At 59.7% G+C, this 17,489-nt stretch carries 13 protein-coding genes; 6 read left to right on the plus strand and 7 right to left on the minus strand.

Going from position 1 to position 17,489, the window contains the following annotated elements:
- Positions 1–91 precede the first annotated feature (91 nt).
- The 4 genes from LGH70_RS07415 to LGH70_RS07430 form a co-directional block, all read right to left on the minus strand.
- Positions 92–553, minus strand: coding sequence for a hypothetical protein (locus LGH70_RS07415; RefSeq protein ID WP_226184270.1), 462 nt, complete (start codon positions 551–553; stop codon positions 92–94).
- A complete protein-coding gene (locus tag LGH70_RS07420; RefSeq protein WP_226184272.1) occupies positions 553–4,887 on the minus strand; it encodes a DUF6531 domain-containing protein in 4,335 nt (1,444 codons plus the stop codon). The genes LGH70_RS07415 and LGH70_RS07420 overlap by 1 nt, the downstream gene beginning before the upstream one ends.
- 65 nt (positions 4,888–4,952) lie before the next feature.
- A complete protein-coding gene (locus LGH70_RS07425) occupies positions 4,953–5,792 on the minus strand; it encodes a hypothetical protein (RefSeq protein ID WP_226184274.1) in 840 nt (279 codons plus the stop codon).
- Between the two features lie 11 nt (positions 5,793–5,803).
- On the minus strand, positions 5,804–7,639 hold the full coding sequence (locus LGH70_RS07430) for a type VI secretion system Vgr family protein (protein ID WP_226184276.1): 1,836 nt from the start codon (positions 7,637–7,639) through the stop codon (positions 5,804–5,806).
- 367 nt (positions 7,640–8,006) lie between these two features.
- Here LGH70_RS07430 and LGH70_RS07435 point away from each other — a divergent pair, with 367 nt between their 5' ends.
- The 5 genes from LGH70_RS07435 (at position 8,007) to LGH70_RS07455 (ending at position 13,144) form a co-directional block, all read left to right on the plus strand.
- Positions 8,007–8,888, plus strand: a complete 882-nt coding sequence (locus tag LGH70_RS07435; RefSeq protein ID WP_226184278.1) for a hypothetical protein — start codon at positions 8,007–8,009, stop codon at positions 8,886–8,888.
- A gap of 89 nt (positions 8,889–8,977) precedes the next feature.
- A complete protein-coding gene (locus LGH70_RS07440) occupies positions 8,978–9,739 on the plus strand; it encodes a toxin-antitoxin system YwqK family antitoxin (protein ID WP_226184280.1) in 762 nt (253 codons plus the stop codon).
- Positions 9,740–9,852: 113 nt separating this feature from the next.
- Entirely contained in the window at positions 9,853–10,383 is a 531-nt protein-coding gene (locus LGH70_RS07445) for a hypothetical protein (RefSeq protein WP_226184282.1), read from the plus strand.
- Between the two features lie 419 nt (positions 10,384–10,802).
- A complete protein-coding gene (locus LGH70_RS07450; protein ID WP_226184284.1) occupies positions 10,803–12,539 on the plus strand; it encodes a phospho-sugar mutase in 1,737 nt (578 codons plus the stop codon).
- 113 nt (positions 12,540–12,652) lie between these two features.
- A complete protein-coding gene (locus LGH70_RS07455; RefSeq protein ID WP_226184286.1) occupies positions 12,653–13,144 on the plus strand; it encodes a hypothetical protein in 492 nt (163 codons plus the stop codon).
- Positions 13,145–13,201: 57 nt separating this feature from the next.
- Here LGH70_RS07455 and LGH70_RS07460 read toward each other — a convergent pair whose 3' ends face one another.
- The 3 genes from LGH70_RS07460 to LGH70_RS07470 form a co-directional block, all read right to left on the minus strand.
- Entirely contained in the window at positions 13,202–13,954 is a 753-nt protein-coding gene (locus LGH70_RS07460) for an SDR family NAD(P)-dependent oxidoreductase (protein ID WP_226184295.1), read from the minus strand.
- Positions 13,955–14,046: 92 nt separating this feature from the next.
- Entirely contained in the window at positions 14,047–14,991 is a 945-nt protein-coding gene (locus tag LGH70_RS07465; protein ID WP_226184297.1) for a helix-turn-helix transcriptional regulator, read from the minus strand.
- Positions 14,992–15,548: 557 nt separating this feature from the next.
- On the minus strand, positions 15,549–16,643 hold the full coding sequence (locus LGH70_RS07470) for a hypothetical protein (protein ID WP_226184299.1): 1,095 nt from the start codon (positions 16,641–16,643) through the stop codon (positions 15,549–15,551).
- A gap of 447 nt (positions 16,644–17,090) precedes the next feature.
- Here LGH70_RS07470 and LGH70_RS07475 point away from each other — a divergent pair, with 447 nt between their 5' ends.
- Positions 17,091–17,480, plus strand: a complete 390-nt coding sequence (locus LGH70_RS07475; protein WP_226184301.1) for a nuclear transport factor 2 family protein — start codon at positions 17,091–17,093, stop codon at positions 17,478–17,480.
- Positions 17,481–17,489 lie beyond the last annotated feature (9 nt).

A 17,489-nucleotide genomic window follows, 5' to 3' on the forward strand; every position in this document is an offset into this window, starting at 1 on the left:
GGCTCTTCTGACCGATCAGGTAGGCGTATAGCTCATGGGAGGCCACGGCTTTTTGCAGGCAAGCCCACTTTTGTTCCTTAGCCATGAGGGCTTAGAGGCGCAAGTTCAGTTGATGCTCTTCGTTTATGTTGTGCACCATACGCCGCGCATCGCCCCACAGCCCATCTGGATAATCGCGGCCGCCCCACTTAGTTGCCTGCTGTAAGGCGCCTTTGGTAGCGCGCAGGTTGGCCAGTACAGTCGCCGACAGAGCCGTCAGATCAACTGGGCGCTGGCGCCGCGAGTACCGCAGGTATTCTACCAGGTAGTACAAGCTGAGCCAGGAATACTCGTTGTCGGCGCTCAGGACCAGCAGGCTGGCATCGAAATCGGCCCAAACAGAGGTATTTCCGGTCATGTCGAAGTAGCTGACTACCGAGCCAAACACTTCCGCTGGGTAGGTTGGCATATCCGCGTATGGATTGCGGTAGGCATAGCCGTTTTCTCCGACCATATACTCGAACAATTCGCCTTTACCCAAGGCTTGCTGCAGCTTATCGGCTTGTGGATTCATTAAGGCACGACGATTTTAGTGATTATACTACTTGCTGGAATTGGGTCAACGACTGCTTCCGGGCTTCCGCCAGGCACGAAGCCCCCTGGCTCCCAGAGTTCATTGGCGCCACCTTCGTTACCGTTCGGCATACGGAGGTTGAATTTTTCTGGATTCTGGATATCCACCCGCACAATACCGCCTTTGCCCTGCCAGCCATTCGGTCCCGGCTTTATACCAAGCTCTTTCTCGATTAGCGCAACGTCGCCATTCGAGCGGCTCAACACGCCGTCGATATCCGTTTTCGTGGATATAAACTGACCATCTGGTCTACCCACGAAAGGCCTGCCTTTGGCAAAGTCGCGGTAAGCGTCACCGGTCATCAAGTAGGAAGCCTCACCGTGAAACTGTTGCAGATGCTGATCTGTGTAGCGCTTCTTAAGATACTTGTTCGGGTTTTTGGGGCGGGAGCCCCAGGGCATGGCGGCAATCTTGTCCTTGTCATACCCTTTGCGGAAAGCGCCTTTGAGCTTATCAGCGGCACTCCCACAGCCGCATTTTTTGCCACTTAAGCCGAAGACGTCCACCCAGCCGTTGGGGTTCTGGACGTAGCTGTACAGCGCGGCGCCGCCTTCCAGGCCAAGGGGGTCCTGGGAGATGTACTGACCGGCTTGGGGGTCATAGTAGCGGAAGCGGTTGTAGTAGAGGCCGGTTTCCGGGTCTTCGTACTGGCCCTGGTAGCGGAAGGGACAATCGGGGGCAGCACCCAACTGCTGCTGGCGCTTGCCGTAGCTGGTCAGGGCCGTGGCCCAAGTGGTCTGGCCGTGCTCATCGTGCATTTCCAACGGGGTGCCCAGGTGGTCGGTCAGGATGCTGTAGCGCCGGCCATCCACCAGCTTGCCGACTGGAGCAAAGCTTTCTTCTTCAAACAGCCAGGTGATAAGCTGCTCCACGTTATCTTCAGCCAGGCCCAGCGTGGTCCACTCGTGCAGGGGCTTGTTGCCATCCCACACCCAGTGGGTGGTTTTGCCCTGGAAGCGTTTGCTTACCCGCCGGCCCAGTGCATCGTAGGCAAAGCGCACCGCGTCCCCATCGGGCCGCACCACTTCCGCCAACTGCCCGGCGGCGTTCCAGCTATAGGTCCATTCTTCGTCCGCGGGCGTCGTTTTACGGATTAGGTTGCCCTCCTCATCGTAGGTGTAGCGCGTGCCGTTAGCCTCCAGCAGCTGCCCGGCGGGGCCGTAGCGGCGGTCCTGGCGGCTGACAGTGCCGAAGAGGTTGCCTACCGCATCGGGCTGGCGCAGCTCCTGGCCCGCATTGGGGTAGCGCGTGGCCGTAAGGCTACCCAGGGCATCGTATTCGAAGCTTGTAAGTCCCCGTTGACTGTCCTGAATACCAGTCAGCAGGTCATCGGTAGCCCAGGCGTAGGTGCGTTGCCGCTCCGGTTGCCGCGGGCCCGCGCTGATGTGCTGTTCCAGGGGGCGTCCCAGCTGGTCGCGGCGCCAGCGGGAGCGGATACCACCGCTCAGGGTGCGCTGCAACTCCAGGCCCTGGGCGTCGCGCTCGAACTGCAGCTGCCACTGCCCGGATTTTATGCGTTCCAGGTTGCCCTGCGCGTCGCGGCCGAAACCCACTGCCGCCCCCAGCGAAGAAGTCAGCTCCGACCGGTAGCCGAGGGCATCGTAGTGGCTGGTAACAACGTGCTGGCCCTGGATTTCCTGCTGCTCCCGGCCTTTGGGGGCCCGCTCGAAGCGGACTGTAGTGGTGGCGTTGGTAGCTTCCCGCACTGTCCCATCGGGGTGATAGGTGTAGCTTTCCTGGGTGCCATCCTCGTAGAAAACACCCGCAATGCGGCCCGTGGGGTTGTAGGCGTAGCTGGTACGCCGGCCCGAAGCCGTGTGCAGCATCGTTACTTGCCCACCTACGTTGCGCTGGTAGTGGCGGGTAAGTCCATCAAAGCCGGTTTCGGTAATAACGTCACCCTGCTTGTCCAGCTCGAAGCGGTACGTCAGGCCGTGCTCGTTCACAATGGCTCGCAGCCGCTCTTCCGTATCGTGGAGGTACTCGACAGCCGTGCCCGCCTCGACGCGCCGGATAAGACGACCCAGCCCCCGGTAGGCGTAGCGCACGTCCTGCTGCCGGTCTTTGGCCCGCACAATGTTGTCGAGGGCATCGTAGTCGAAAGAGCACACGTTGCCGTCGGGCTCGTGCACCCGTACCACGCGGCTGAGCAAGTCATACTCGCGCCACTGCACATTGCCCCGCGCATCCGTGGACTTGCGGATACGCCCCCAATTATCGTACAGCCAGCGGCTGACCTGCCCATCGGGTGTGCGCAGCTCCAGCAGGTTGCCGGCCGCGTCGTAGTGCAGCGTGGTAGCGCGGCCGGTGGCTTCGTCGGTGATACGGCTCAGCTGCCCCTGTTCGTAGTCGTAGCGGATGCTGCGGCCGGCCGGATCGACACGCTCGGCGAGCTGACCAGCCGGGTTGTACTGCCACTGCCATTCGCCCTGCTGAGCATCTACGGCCTGCACCAGCTGCATTTGCTCGTTGTAAGTGCGCTGCAGCTCACTGCCGTCGGGCTGAATTTTGCCCGTACAGTTGCCGAGTCCGTCGTAAGCATAGTGGGTTTGGTTGCCCAACGGGTCGGTTTCGCTGAGCAGCTCGCCAAACTCATTGTACTCGTAGCTGCTGACGCCTCCCCGGGCATCGAAGAGCTGCGTGACAACGCCCAGCTCCGGGTCGTAGGCGTACACCCGCTGTGCGCCCACCGAATCTATGACGGTGGTGCGGTGATTTTCCAGGTCGTAGCTGAGCTGGCAGGCGTAGATACCTTCGTCGCCCCAGGTGCGCAGGCAGCGGGCCCGGGCGTCGGTACCATCGTATTCGTAGTAGAAGCTGACGCCATTTTTGTAGGTAGCCTGTACCAGCAATGGACCTTGGTAGCGAAACTGCCAGACCTGATTCAGGGCGTCGGCGGCCTCCACCAAATTTCCCTGGTGGTAGGAATAGCGCACTAGTGCTACTTGGCCCCGGGGTTCGGTAGGATGCGGCGCCTGAATACTGAGCAGGCGCCCGGCCGAATCGTGCTCTACTGTGAGCAGCCGGCCGGCACTGTCGATGACGCCAGCCAAATAGCCGCGGGAAGAATAGTTGAAAACGATGACCCCCGCTTTACCAGCCTGCTCCAAGCGAGCTAGCTTATAGGAATCGGTGGCGCTGACGTAGCCGAAATGGTGGGCCAGTCCGTCCGCATCAAGGTACACGTAGCCGGCCGCGGTGTGGGCCAGCGTTATTTTCTCGTCCCGGATAAAAACGGCTTCGCCCAGCGGAATCGGCTCACTACCAGTGTAGCGGCCGTCGGGGAGCCGCAGAATCAGCACCTCGTCGTCGACGTACAACTCTTCGTCGTAGCTGTGGTGCCAGCCGTGGCCCAGCGCACCTTCGTGGGCGGAAGTGGAATACCACACCCGACTCCAGACCAGCGGCAGCGGACCATTCAGCTCGAAATCGGTTGCTTCGTTGATTACCTTGCCCGTGGCTACATCTACCGGCTCGCCCACGCAGGTCGGTTTGGCGGCGCGGTTGCGCTTGAGGGCGTTGGCAAAACGATTCTGCATGGTGCGGGCAAACCGGGAGTTGGCAATGCGCTGCCCAAGCTTGGAGCCGGCCAGCTTGCCAATGAGCTTACCGCCGAGCTTCTGCATGACGTAGTTTTTGGCCGCTTCCCAGGCTACTTCGCCCACAATGGACAAGCCGACTTCTTTGCTGGGGTCGCGGGCAAACTTGGTAGCCCCTTTCACGGCTACGGCGGCCGTACCAGCAATGGTGCTGGCCGTCATCAGGTAGCCGGCGCCGGTTATCATGGCCGCGCCCAGCGGGGCACCCACGCCGGTAGCCACCAGCAGCGCCCCGCCAATACCCATGGCCAGTCCGCCCCAGAAAGCCCAGCCCGAAGCTTCCTCCACGGCGTCAGCGGCCTCGTCAACCTTATCGAGTTTCTGGTCGAGCTCGACAGCAGCTGTGGCTCCGGCCTTGGTGAAATGAATGGCGATTTTGCCGCCCAGGCTGCACTGGCACTTGCTCGTATCCAGCAGGGGCCGGGCCCCGAGTACGGTTAGTCCGTCTTCCATTACCCGCTCCCACATAAGGGGAGCCGGCAGGCAGGGTCCTTTGCTGATGCTGCACACCCCGAAAGGCAGAATATTCACCAGGGGAACTTTGTCCAGCTCGTTGGCGAAGTGCTCATCGTAGAGCTGCACGGGCTTAGGCGTGACCATGAACCGGGAGGGCGTCACACCTTTGTCGCATGTCAGCCACACCCCGTTCATTACGTACTTATCGTCAATAGCCATATCGTCGTCAGTAAAGAAGGAACAAAACACCCGGTGAGCAGCACCTTTCCTGTCGGCACCAGCTGCTAACTCACCGTTTCGATGTGATGATGCACTTCATTCTGGTAGATACCCGGCACTTCGGCGCTCAGGCGCTGCTCAGCCCGTATGAGCCAGCCGGTAGCCGCCTCTAGGTCGTAGCGCTCCTGGCAGGTGGCATTCATACTCACCTTCAGCAGGGGGTTGTCGGCCATAGTGCGAAGCAGGCGCCGCAGGTCATCGTCGCGGAAAGCCTCTTCGTTGAGTGTGCCCGCCACCTTCAGGCGCAGCACATTATCGGCGGGCTCGGTGGGCTGGAGCGTGGTCGTCGTCAGCAGCGGTAAGTCGACCTGGTTGATAAACTGCTCCAGCACCCGGCGGCCCGTTACGGGTGCTTCGGCCGAGTAGCCGTAGCCGTAAATTCCGGGCAGCAGCACGCCGTGCAGACCTTTGTGGCGCAGGGTTTTCTCGAAGAGGCCCGCCACCTGGATATTTTGCCCAAAGGCGTCGAAAAAGGCCTTGGGATAAAGCTTCTCGTACTTTTTCACTACCCCCGAGCGGATGCGCTGCCAGGTTTTAAGCATGTCGGCCTTGTTTTCAATCTGCTCCAGCCGCCCGTAGATGTCGGTCTGAACCACCAGCGAATTGCTAACCTGGTTGAGGTCGGCGGCCAGGGCCGTGAAGAACGAAGGATTCTCGGCCTCGAAGCTGAGCACCTCGATTTTCAGCCGGTAGGTATTGTTGGGTTTGCGCGCCAGCAGCGTTTGCCGGGCCACGGTGTGGTACACATTTCGCTCCTCCGCCGCGTTCATGCGCATGTGGGAGGTCGTGGTAAGCTTGTAAGTACGCGGGGCCGCCAGAGCCCCCAATGCCAATGGCACGGACATAGCAGCAGAGTTTAGTGAATCTTGGTTTTGCCGGAGCTGATGCTGGCTTTACTGCCCCCGTTCACATCCAGGGAGGAAGTAGCGGCAATTTTCATCGTGTTGCCGGCCTTGATGGACGTGGCCTTGCCGTTCATATCCATCTTCTCACTGCCGGTTATCTCGATTTCCTTGGCCTTCTTGGTAATTTTGGTCTTGGCCTCGATAGTCACGTTTTCGGCCGTGAGCTTGATGTCCTTTTTGGCCGTGAGCGTAATGTCGCCGCCGGCAGTCAGGCTAATGGGGCCATTGCTTTTGATGCTCACGCTGCCATCCCCATTGAAGCCGACCTCGATGGCCGTACCCTTGTTGTTGGAGTTGGAGATGTGAATCTTCTGCTCGCCCTGGGTGTCGGTCATCACGAACTTGTTGCCGCCCGCCGTCTGAATGCCCTTCATCGAGTTTTTGTCGGGCGAATACTTGGCTCCCTGCTTGTTGTTGGCATGGAACATATTGCCCAGTACGAAGGGCTGCTCGGCTAGGCCACCCTGGTAGCCGATCAGGACCTGGGAGCCGACTTCGGGCTTGAACAGCTGGCCTTTGCCGTCGCCGCTGTAGGGCGTCAGGAGCCGGATCCAGTCGGTTTCGGCATCCGTGGGGTTTTGCACGGGCCAGTGGTAGCGCACCTTCAGGCGGCCCAGCTTCTGGGGGTCGGCATCGTCAATTACCTCGGCCAGCTCGGGCGTGCCGGCCGGCGGGTTGTAGCCGGGGCGCACGGGCGGCACGTTCAGAAAGTGGGGAATGGCCGTGAAGGAGTTGCTGTAGTTGCCTTCTGCATCGACGTGGTGCGAAATGCTGATGATGCGGTATTTACCGAAGCTCTCGGAGGTGATGTGGCGGCTGCCCAGCCCCTCCCCGCTCACGTTGATGACGCCACCCACGCGCAACGACGGATTGTCGCTGTTGCCCTCGAAGGTAATGAGCTCGGCCGCGGTGTTGGCCTTCACCATCTTGGCTTCCTCATCCAGCTCGCTGGCGCTGGCAATAACCATTTCGGCCGAGACGTGCAGCTCGTCGGTAAAGAGCTTCTCAGACTGCTCCAGGGCGAAGCTGCCGAACGGGTGGCCGGAAATGCCGGGTACCTGCTGGCTGCTGGTCGAACTCTTGAACTTCTCGTTTTTCTGGTAGCTGTACTCGTACATTTTCACCCGGGCCGGCTTGAGGGCCATACCGAAGGTGAAGTTGTTGTAGGCCCCATCAGCCACGAAGTCTTCTTCGTCACCGGCGGCCGGGGCCCCCAGCTGCAGGGTTTCACCGTCGTAGAAAAACCACTCGCCGTACTCCGTGGCCAGGCGGCTCAGGAAGTCGAAGTTGGTTTCGTCGTACTGGGCCACAAACGGGATAGGGGCCGTGTGCTGGGGCTTGATGCTGTGCTTGAGCAGGTTGCCGGGGTAGGCCTGCAGCACCTTGTTGAAGATGCTGCTGAGCGTCTGCTTCACGAAGGTGCGCCGCTTCAGGCCGTCGGTCAGCAGGAAGTTGGGGCTGTAGCCGCGCACGATAATGCTGCCGACGTAGTCCGTGTCCTTGCTGGTGGCAATGTTGGTGACCAAGCCCTTAAACTTGAACACCTGCCCCAGGTTGAAATGGAAGGAGTCGGCGGTCAGCTCCATGCTCAGGGGCTGGCCCAGCAGGCGCTTGTGGGCCTGCGAAAAAAAGGCGACCTGCGGCCCCTCCACATTGTCGAACGGCACCACTACCTCGAAGTGGTGGTGCCCAAATAAATCCTGATGCAGCACCAGGTATTGAATGTCCTGAGCCGGGGCGAGCAGACTGCCGGCACACTGCACGGAGGCGGTAACTTGACGAGCCATAGGATGATATTAATAACGTGGTAGCCCGCCAAGGTAGAAAACTTTATGGTATGTTCGCCGGAACAATACTTTCAGCTGGCTATATTCCATAGTCGAAGTTGAACAGGCAGCAGGTTGTTGCGTACCTTAAGCAAGTCCATAAAATTCGTTTTATAGCGCTATGCCAAACCCTTCGAGCAGTTCCCGATCCAAGCAAGCCGCCGGCCTGAGCGGCCGGCCTCCGCAAGTCCGCGGGGTAGGTGCCCGGGCGCAGTATGCTTCTCTGACCAAGAATCCGAGCCTGCTAAAACAGGGTGGCATCCAGGATAACACGGCTGCCAGCCGCGTGCTCGGAGCGCGGGCAAAAGCAGTGGCCAGCCGGCATGTAATGAGCCCCGGACTAGCTGCCAAGCCAGCAGCGGGCTACTTTGCTATGGTCGTTACGCTGCCCCAGGGGCAGCTGGGCGTCTATACTCCGCTGGCGTCCCCGCTTGACCCCCGGGGTGTTTTTACCCGCCATATAGTGTGGGTGCCGCCTACTGCTTCCTCCGTGCAGGGCCGCAGCCAGGCTGTGCTCCGGCAAGGGCATGCCGCCGACATCGACTGGGGCCGGCTGTGGCAGCGTATTCTGGCCAGCTTCCCCGAACCCAAGGACGGCTATATTTTCTACGGCGACGATGCCCACTCCACGGGCTCGGTACCTACGCACGCCCGCCAGGGCCACGTAGTAGGCGTACTCGACATTACCATGCTGCTGCGGGTAATGGACGTTACGACCTCGTCCTGGGACGGTGGGCTTGGAATTCCGCATCCTTCCCAGAAAATGCGGGAAAAATGGCTCAAGAATGCTCAGGACGCTTTCAAAACGAAGCCCGGCCGTTACAAATACATTTTTGAGATGATTGAAACGGCCGTCAAGCAGTTCAAAAACTGCATCGGCGCCAAAAGCGTGGGCGAGAGTACCGTTAGCACCACCCAGGATGCCTACAAGAAGCTGCAGGAAGCTGGCTGGGTACCCCAGCCGATAGACTCAGCGGCCGTAGCGCGCCTGCCGGTCCGGGCCATTGTGCCGGCGCGCGTGACTTACTCCGGCAAAAAAACCTCCCAGCAGCAGATTGATAGTTTGTATAGAACTCCTTCTCCGGATGGCACTTCTACTTCCGGGGGCCACTATCGGCTCGATCCGGTCACCGGCGACAGCATCTATACATATACAGATTACCAGGGAGAAACGCCCCTACGTAATGTTACCATCAGACCGAAAAGATGATTAGCAGATGTCTGACACTACCACTGGGCTTTGCTTGGGTACTCAGTTCCTGTAGCTCCGGCTCAGAGCAGAAAAGCTCCGGGCCGCCTGTGAAGATACAAGAAACCCGGGACGCAGATGGTACCCGCAAAGTCACCCGGGAGGTCGATGGCCTACTGGATGGCCGAACAATTGTATACCAACCCAACGGTGTTATAGGCGCCCTGTTTTACTTTCGGGGCGGCCGCTTACACGGCAAGCAGTACCGCTTTTACCCTAGCGGTAAGCCAATGCTCCTGGAAAATGCCCAGGATGGTCAGCTGGAAGGTAAATCCTATAAGTTTTACGAAAGTGGACGTATAGCTATGATACGCCAGATGGTTCGAGGTAAACGGTCGGGCCGCTACCTGGAGTTTTACGACTCGGCAAACAAGAAGCCAAAGCTGTACTCTCAACTGGTCGTCGTCGATGGGAAGGAACACACCAACGGGTATATCTTGTACGATTCATTGGGCCGCGTGCAGGACAGGTGGGGGTTTTTGCAGGTAAGTGCCGCTCAGGATACCATCCGTTTGGGACAAACGCTTGCGCTGCGCCTGCAAGTCAGATTTCCCAAAGAAGCGTATGTCTTAGCCAATGTATACGGCTACGACTCACTTTATCGACTCGTAGCACCCCAGGAAAAGGTAACCGTACTGGGTGATAATCATGTAGTAATGCTCACGATTCAACCCCCGGGGCGCGGCCGCGCCGAAGTGCGGGGCTATGTAGCGGATTACAAAGCGGCGCAGGAACTACAGGAGAACCAAAGGAATACGACTGTAACAGACGAGCGCCGCATCTACTTCACCTACCCCTATTATGTGCGCTGACCAGGAAACTAAGTAGCGCCCTGCTACTGCTAGCTGGTTCGCGTTTCAATAGTAAGGCTGAGCGCGTATGTATCAGGCAGGCACACTCTCCCATTGACCACGTAGAGCATCCGATGAACGGCCAAGTGGTGCACCAAGTACTGCTGGCGGGCACCGCAAGGCAACACCAAGTACGCATGTCGTGCGTACTTGGTGTTGCCTTGCGGACGGTTGATCAGCCAGAAAAAACAGTGGCCCTGCGATACATGCTGTATACCTGGCTCCTACAACACTACGCGCTGGTCGTTTGGCTGACTACCGGCCTCGATACGAAAAAACGCAAACCTGCTCCCTTATCCCAACTGGCGCGCTTAATCAATACCACAATAACGGGGCAGGCCCTGTTCCTCTTTCTGAGCGGCTACTTTTTAGTCGGCGGGCGCGCCTGGCCTGACAGCTTCCTTGTAATCAGCATTGTATTGGTCGGCGCCGGCTTGCTCGTCTGGGTGTTGCCAGGCCTGCAAACCCGTACCCAACAGGGTGGTATTCCCGCGCTGTTTCGCCAGCTTAGCATCGGGCAGCGCCGTACCCAGGCCTGGGCTGGTTTCCTGCTGTTCTGGGCATCATTTGCCAGTATTTTCGTCGTGGCCGCTTCTTTGCCGTAGCTTCTCTCAACTCCTTTTTTTGTCTTTGCCTGTAGGCTGATTGGGCTGATACTGGAGTTAGCGGTGCTCGTACTCAGAGAGGCACTCTGCCCGCCCAGCCCCAACGTCTGTCAGGCCGCCGGGACTTTCTCGTGCCTGATTCCCGGAACCTAACAGTTTTCCAGGCGGCCGTAAAACTGCTAGGTCGCCAGCATGACAGAGTTCCGGCCTGCACCCTCCCGCCCAACGCAAAAGCCCCGGCCGCGTAACCCGTAGCCGGAGCTTTTGCGTTACTTGCGGGCCGCTTCGGCCGTTTTGCGCGCGGCCTGGCCTCCGGTAGCCTTCTTTTCCCTTCCCGTCGGCTCGCCGTGTTCTGCCCCGAACATGGTTTGCAGCCAATATTTATTTTCTTTACCCGCACAACCTTACCCTTCCCATTCATGGCCCTGACCTCCGACATCCAAGCCAAAATCAACACCTGGCTGACCGGCAACTACGACTCCGACACCAAAGCCAACATCCAGCAGCTGCTCGACGCGGGCGACGAGGACACCCTGAACGACGCGTTTTACCGCGACCTGGAATTCGGTACCGGCGGCCTGCGCGGCATTATGGGCAATGGCTCGAACCGCATGAACCGCTACACGCTGGGCATGGCTACCCAGGGCCTGTGCAACTACCTGCTCAAGTCGTTTCCCGGCCAGGACATCAAGGTGGCCCTGGCCCACGACTCGCGCAACAACAGCCGGGAGTTTGCCCGCATTGCGGCCGGCATCTTCTCGGCCAACGGCATTCACGCCTACCTCTTCTCCGACCTGCGCCCCACGCCCGAGCTGTCGTTTGCCATCCGGCACCTGGGCTGCCAGAGCGGCTGCGTGATTACCGCCTCGCACAACCCCAAGGAGTACAACGGCTACAAAGTGTACTGGCAGGACGGCTCCCAGGTGGTAGCCCCCCACGATAAGAATATCATTGCCGAAGTCAACGCCATTCAGAGCGTGGACGACGTGAAGTTCCAGGCCAACGAGTCCCTGATTCACCTGCTGGGTGAGGAAATTGACGCCGCCTACCTGGCCCAGGTGAAATCGTTGAGCATCAACCCCGCCGCTATTCAGCGCCAGCACGATCTGAAGATTGTGTACACGCCCCTGCACGGCACCGGCATCACACTAGTACCCAAGGCCCTGGCCCAGCTGGGCTTCACCAACGTGAGCATCGTGGAAGGTCAGGCCACGCCCGACGGCAACTTTCCCACGGTATTGTCGCCGAACCCGGAGGAAAAAGTAGCTATGCAGATGGCCCTCGACCAGGCCCGCCAGCAAGATGCCGACCTGGTTATTGCCACCGACCCCGACGCTGACCGCGTAGGCATTGCCGTGAAAGACAACCGCGGCGAATGGGTGCTGGTGAACGGCAACCAGACGGCCGCCCTGCTCACGCACTACCTGCTCTCGGCCCGTAAGCAGGCCGGCAAGATGTCTGACAAGGACTTCATCGTCTACACCATCGTGACCAGCGACGTACTCGGCGACGTGGCCCGGGCCCACAACGTGAAAGCCTACCAGACCCTGACCGGCTTCAAGTACATTGCCGGCATCATCCGCGACCTGGAAGGCCAGGAAAACTACATCGGCGGCGGTGAGGAAAGCTACGGCTACATGATTGGCTCGTTCGTGCGCGACAAAGACGCGGTATCGGCCTGCGCCCTGCTGGCCGAAATGGCGGCCGTGGCCAAAGACAACGGCCAGACGCTCTACCAGGCCATGGTGGAGATGTACGCCACCTACGGCCTCTACAAAGAGGACCTGATTTCATTGACCAAAAAAGGCCAGCGCGGAGCCGAGGAAATCCAGGAAATGATGGCCAGCCTGCGCGCCAACCCGCCCCAAACCATTGCCAACTTGCCCGTAGTCGAGCTGCGCGACTACAAAACCGGCGTGATTCGCAACCTGCAAACCGGCGAGGAGCGCGCCACCGGCCTGGAAAGCTCCAACGTGCTCCAGTTCATCCTGGCCGACGGCAGCAAGATTTCGGCCCGCCCCTCGGGCACCGAACCCAAAATCAAGTTTTACTTCAGCGTGAAGCACCCGCTCAAGTCGGCCGTGGACTACGACCAGGCCAACCAGAAGCTCACCGACTACATCAACCTCATCATCGAGGACATGCAGCTTCGGTAAGACGACTGATTTTTACCCCGTATGTTTATAGCCCGGCACTATAGTGCCGGGCTATAATTTTTTCAATTACTATCCCATCGACCGTGCTTAGCTACTTTTTCCGCTTACTGTTAATGGCTGCTTGCAGCTTCAACTCGATCAGCAGCTATGGACAGGCACCCGCCACCGGCCCGGCCCGGCAGCCGATGCCCGAGCCACTGTATATCATCAATTCAACCATCATTGCTAATGGGCTGGTGGCGGAAATTGACGTGCAGGCTATTAAGAACATGGTGGTTTATAAGGGGCAAAGCATCCCCGATGAGTTAAAAAACATGACAACGACGGGCATCATTGCCATTACCTATGCCGGTCGAATCAAGAGCAAATCGTTTGCGGCACTAGGCCGGCAATATGGCGTGCGGGGTCCCCGGAGTGTCGTCCTCAACGGGCACAAGCTGAGCCCTGAGCAGGCCTCCACCCTGCGCCTTGCCCCCGAGGCCATTGGGCAGGTGCTGGTTATCCCTCCCACTGCCGATACGGCGGAGACGCTGCTAACCATCCAGTTGGCCGTAAGCAAGCCGGCTAGTCACCAGTATCCCCCCGGTACCATCATGCTTCGTTGAGCAGCGGCAACAATGTCCTGACTGTTCCTAAGTTCGTTGTTGCCGCTGCTGCTGGCTTCATAGCATCATCCCGCCCGTAGCCTCTATACGCTGGCCGTTGAGCCACCGGGCGGCATCAGAGCAGAGGAAGGCGACGATGCCCCCGATGTCGTCGGGCTCGGCCACGCGGCCCAGAGCCGTAATTTGGGCCACATAGGCGCGGATTTCCGGCGTATCCGTCATGGCGCCGCCCCCGAATACGGCTCCGGGCGCTACCACATTGGCGGCTATGCCCCGCGGGCCCAGCTCCAGAGCCAGGTAGCGCGTGAAAACTTCCACCGCGCCTTTCATGCTGGCGTAGGCCGAACTCCCGGCGAAAGCCACCCGCGTAGTACCGGAGGAAATATTGATAATTCGGCCCCCGTCGCGCAGGAGCGGCAACGCCTGCTGCGTGAGGAAGTACACGCCCTTGAAATGAATGTTAAGCATCTCGTCGAACTGCGCCTCGGTCGTTTCGGCAATGGAGGCAGTGAGGCTGGTCCCGGCGTTGTTGATCAGAAAGTCGAACCCGTCGGTGCCGAAGACATCGGTGAGGGCCGTGGCAACCTGGGCGAAGAAGGCCTCGAACGTGCTGATGTCGGCGGCGTTCAGCGGCAGGGCCACGGCGCGGCGGCCCAGGGCCTCGATTTCAGCTACCACGGCGGCGGCTTCGGCCCGCTGGCTGCGGTAGGTCAGGATAACGTCGATGCCCTGCTGTGCCAGTTTCAGGGCCATGTCTTTGCCCAGGCCCCGGCTGCCGCCCGTTACCAGGGCTATTTTGGAAGTACTCATACGAAGAGGTTTGTGGTGTTAATAAAACACGACAAAGGTCTCTGGCTTGGGGCCCGGCAGTGTTGTAGGCACCAATCAACTTCTTGTATAAATCAAACCGATACGGCTTCCAGGGTCCGAAAAGCGCCGGGGCTCACGGCGGCGTAGCGGCGGAAGAAGTGCGAGAAGTGCGCCACATCGACGAAGCCCAGGCCGTCGGCAATTTGCCAGAGCGTCCAGTCGGTGTCGCGCAGCAGCACCTTGGCCTCCTGGGCCAGCCGCCCGCCGATAAGGTCGGAAGTGGTGCGGCCAGTGTTGTCTTTGAGCACCTTGTTGAGGTGGTTGACGTGCACAGCCAGGTGGTCGGCAAAGTCCTTGGCCGTGCGCAGCTGCACGCGCTGCTGGGGGTTGGCCAGCGGAAACTGCCGCTCCAGGAGCTCCACGAAGCGCGAGCTGAGCCGGGCCGCCGCCGAGTGGGCCGGGTGCAGGCGGGTAGACGGCTGCCGCTTCTGGCCCAGGTGCAGCAGCTCCAGCACGTAGGCCCGCAGCAGGTCGTACTTGTGGGCGTAGTCGGAGGCCAGCTCCTCGTGTATGCGGGCAAAAAGGGCCGCGACCTGCGCGGCTTCGGCCGGCGTGAGCTGAAACACGGGGTAGCCCTCGGCCCGGAACAGAGACAGCTCGTCGGGGGCCAGGCCGCCGAGCACGGGCAGCAGGAATTCGGCGGTAAAGAAGCAGAAATGCCCCTGCTGGGTCTCGGTCGGCAGCCACTGAAACGGCACCTTGGGCGTCGAAAACACCAGAGCATCGGGGGCAATGTCGATGGTTTGGTCGGCGTATTCGGCGCGGCTGTGGCTGCGCAGGAAGCTGATTTTGTAGAACGAGCGGCAGGCGTAAGGCGGGGCGGGCTGCGCGGGGGCCGACTGCCAGAGGTCGGCTATATTAAACGCGTTGAAGTGGCCCACTTCGCGCTGGATGTCTTGGGGAAGCAGCGCACCCAGGTCCAGTCCGGTGCAGGGAGCCAGCTCCTGATAAAGGGCATTAAGCGCGTCAGTCGTCATGGCAGGCAGTGCTTGTAAGATTCAAAGCACAGCAACCTGCCCGGGAGTGGAAAGTTTGCCGCCTCCCTTCCTCCGCCGGCACGGCTAGCCCGCCCTGCCTACAGCCCGGACGGTTGCACGTTCTCGTTGTTGCCCGGCTCACCCAATCAGCATTCGGGCGTAGGGCCCGTGAATGAGCTACTAAGCGGTGCCAACGACTTACTCAGCAGCGTGAATCATCTTCCAAGGACCGATAGTGACCTTCTAAGCGGCGTGAATGACCTGCTAAGTGGGGTGAACGATATTCCAAGGACCGTGAATGGTCTTCTAAGGGCCGTTGCCCCCCTCCCAAGCACTGTGAACCCACTACCAAGGCCCGACAATGCTGTTCTAACCGGTGTGAATCATCGCAGGAGCAGCGGGCCGGTACCGGGAACACGCCCGGCTGAGGGTGGGCAGAGCCAGGCCCGAACCTGACCGACGCTAACGGAGCCCGGCAATTGACTTGCCGGGCCCCGTTGGGTCCAATAGCTCAGAAAAGCAGTGCTGATTCAGGTTGCCGATACCTTAGGCCAGGGCTAGAACACGAAGTTGAAGGAAGCCTGGCCCAGGATGCCGCGCAGGTCGCGGCTGCGGCTGTAGAGCGGCACGAAGTAGCTGGCTTTGGTATCGAGCAGGATGTGGCGGGTTTTGAGCAGCTCCACGCCCAGGCCCAGGTTCAGGTTGGGGATGAACTCGTTGCCCTGGTCGTTGTTGCGGTTCAGAATGAAACCGCCCAGCTGGTAGCTGGTGTAGAGGTTGAGAAACTTGCGCCGGCCCCGCCCGAAGTTGCGCGGGTAGAAATCCTGCCCGAAGTTGATGACGAACAGCTCATTGACGAACTCCTCCCCTTCGCTCTTCGTCAGGGGCTTGTACACGCCCAGGTTGAAGTAGCTTTTGCCCCGCGTAAACATGTACTTGATGGCGTAGCCCTGGTAAGCGCGGCTGGTCAGGCCCGGTTTGGGGTTGTCGAGGCGCAAGTAGCTATATTCCACGCCGGGCATATTCACGAAGCTTACCTTGCGGTTGCCGGTCGGGAAGCTTACTTCATCGTAGAGGCGCAGGCTCACGTAGGCCAGCCCTTGGTTGCTGGTCAGGGCCGCCAGCTTCTGCTGGGTGCGGCGCAGGCTCGTTTCCTGCCGCTCGGCCTGGCGCAGCAGGGCTTCGCGCTCCTCCTTGGGCGGTTTGCCCGTGCGCAGCTGCTCGCGGGTAGCGGCCAGGTCATCGGCCTGGGTTTTTTCCTCGTCCTGCAGCTCCTGCTGCCGGGGCCCGAGCGTGTGCGCGTTCAGGTTGTTTTCCAGCACAAAGCCCAGCGTAGCGGCCAGGGAGTCGAGCTGGCCCAGGCGACGGGTAGGCAGCGTGAATTCGGCCGTCAGCTGATCGGGCGTTTCCTCCTGCTTCTGCACCCAGGCGGCCCGGCTGCTGATAAAGGCTTTGAGTGCCGTGCGGGCCTCAGCAAACTTGGTGACGCCCACGCTCAGGCGCTTCTGGGTTTCAAACAGCTCCTGGTCGTGGGAAGACTGCGCCAGGGTGGGCAGCGCCAAGGTGCTTACGAGAACAACAGCGGCCCAGCGGCGCAGGGAGAAAGAGGGAAACAGGTGCATGATGGTAGCCTGGATAGTTCGACCTGCCAAATGGTAGCAGGCAGGACAAAGTTGACCTTTATTCAGCAGCCACTATATATTTCCCGTAGACAAAAACAAGGAAATTCAGACTTTATACTTTGTTTAATTCAAATATTAAACAATTAATAATCAATATTATACAGGCAATTCATCAGACTTAAAAATATTCCATACACTAGCTACCTCCCCCCGTTTACCAGCACATTGCGCGCCGGCACGAGGCGCCGTCGGCACCTCCCTGCCTGGCGGACAGCCCCCACTGATTGGATACATATAATATTTTCTCTATATTATATAAAGCCCTGGCACCCGGCAGTGTTGCCGGGTGCCAGGGCCCCAGTCCCCTAACCCCCATGCTATGAAACACACCTTTTGTTTTCTGCTGCTCGCGCTTGGCTTTCTGAGTGGGCAGCTCAGCAAAAAACCGCCGTTAAAGCGGCTGGCAACACCGAAACCATGAAAGCCGCCCTCATTCAGCTCGATCAGGACTGGGCGGCCGCCACCGTGCGCAATGACCTGGACTTCGTGAAAAAGCTCGTGGCCGATGACTGCCTCTTTACCGAAGCCAACGGCTCCGTGGCCACCAAAGCCCAGGTGATTCAGGAAATGCAGGCGGGCACCTCCAACACTACCTCCAACCAGCCCTCCGAATACACCGTGCGCTTCTACGGCGCCGATATGGCTATCATCCGGCACAATATGACGACCACGGGCACCGAAAACGGGAAGGACGTGAGCGGGGAATACCGGCGCATGCACGTGCTGGCCCGCCGTGAGGGCCGCTGGCAGGTCGTCGACAGCCAATCGGTGCGGGTAGGCCCGGTGGCAGTGGCCGCGAAACCGTAGCAACGGCTC

Source organism: Hymenobacter nitidus, assembly GCF_020447315.1.
Lineage (GTDB): Bacteria > Bacteroidota > Bacteroidia > Cytophagales > Hymenobacteraceae > Hymenobacter > Hymenobacter nitidus.

What these genes read in the sequence shown, in the direction of transcription:
- LGH70_RS07435 (WP_226184278.1), top strand. Translation starts at nt 8,007, where the DNA reads ATGAGCCCCGGACTAGCTGCCAAGCCAGCAGCGGGCTACTTTGCTATG.
- LGH70_RS07455 (WP_226184286.1), top strand. Translation starts at nt 12,653, where the DNA reads ATGGCTGCTTGCAGCTTCAACTCGATCAGCAGCTATGGACAGGCACCC.
- LGH70_RS07465 (WP_226184297.1), bottom strand. Translation starts at nt 14,991, where the DNA reads ATGACGACTGACGCGCTTAATGCCCTTTATCAGGAGCTGGCTCCCTGC.
- LGH70_RS07450 (WP_226184284.1), top strand. Translation starts at nt 10,803, where the DNA reads ATGGCCCTGACCTCCGACATCCAAGCCAAAATCAACACCTGGCTGACC.
- LGH70_RS07430 (WP_226184276.1), bottom strand. Translation starts at nt 7,639, where the DNA reads ATGGCTCGTCAAGTTACCGCCTCCGTGCAGTGTGCCGGCAGTCTGCTC.
- LGH70_RS07475 (WP_226184301.1), top strand. Translation starts at nt 17,091, where the DNA reads ATGAAAGCCGCCCTCATTCAGCTCGATCAGGACTGGGCGGCCGCCACC.
- LGH70_RS07460 (WP_226184295.1), bottom strand. Translation starts at nt 13,954, where the DNA reads ATGAGTACTTCCAAAATAGCCCTGGTAACGGGCGGCAGCCGGGGCCTG.
- LGH70_RS07415 (WP_226184270.1), bottom strand. Translation starts at nt 553, where the DNA reads ATGAATCCACAAGCCGATAAGCTGCAGCAAGCCTTGGGTAAAGGCGAA.
- LGH70_RS07425 (WP_226184274.1), bottom strand. Translation starts at nt 5,792, where the DNA reads ATGTCCGTGCCATTGGCATTGGGGGCTCTGGCGGCCCCGCGTACTTAC.
- LGH70_RS07420 (WP_226184272.1), bottom strand. Translation starts at nt 4,887, where the DNA reads ATGGCTATTGACGATAAGTACGTAATGAACGGGGTGTGGCTGACATGC.
- LGH70_RS07445 (WP_226184282.1), top strand. Translation starts at nt 9,853, where the DNA reads ATGAACGGCCAAGTGGTGCACCAAGTACTGCTGGCGGGCACCGCAAGG.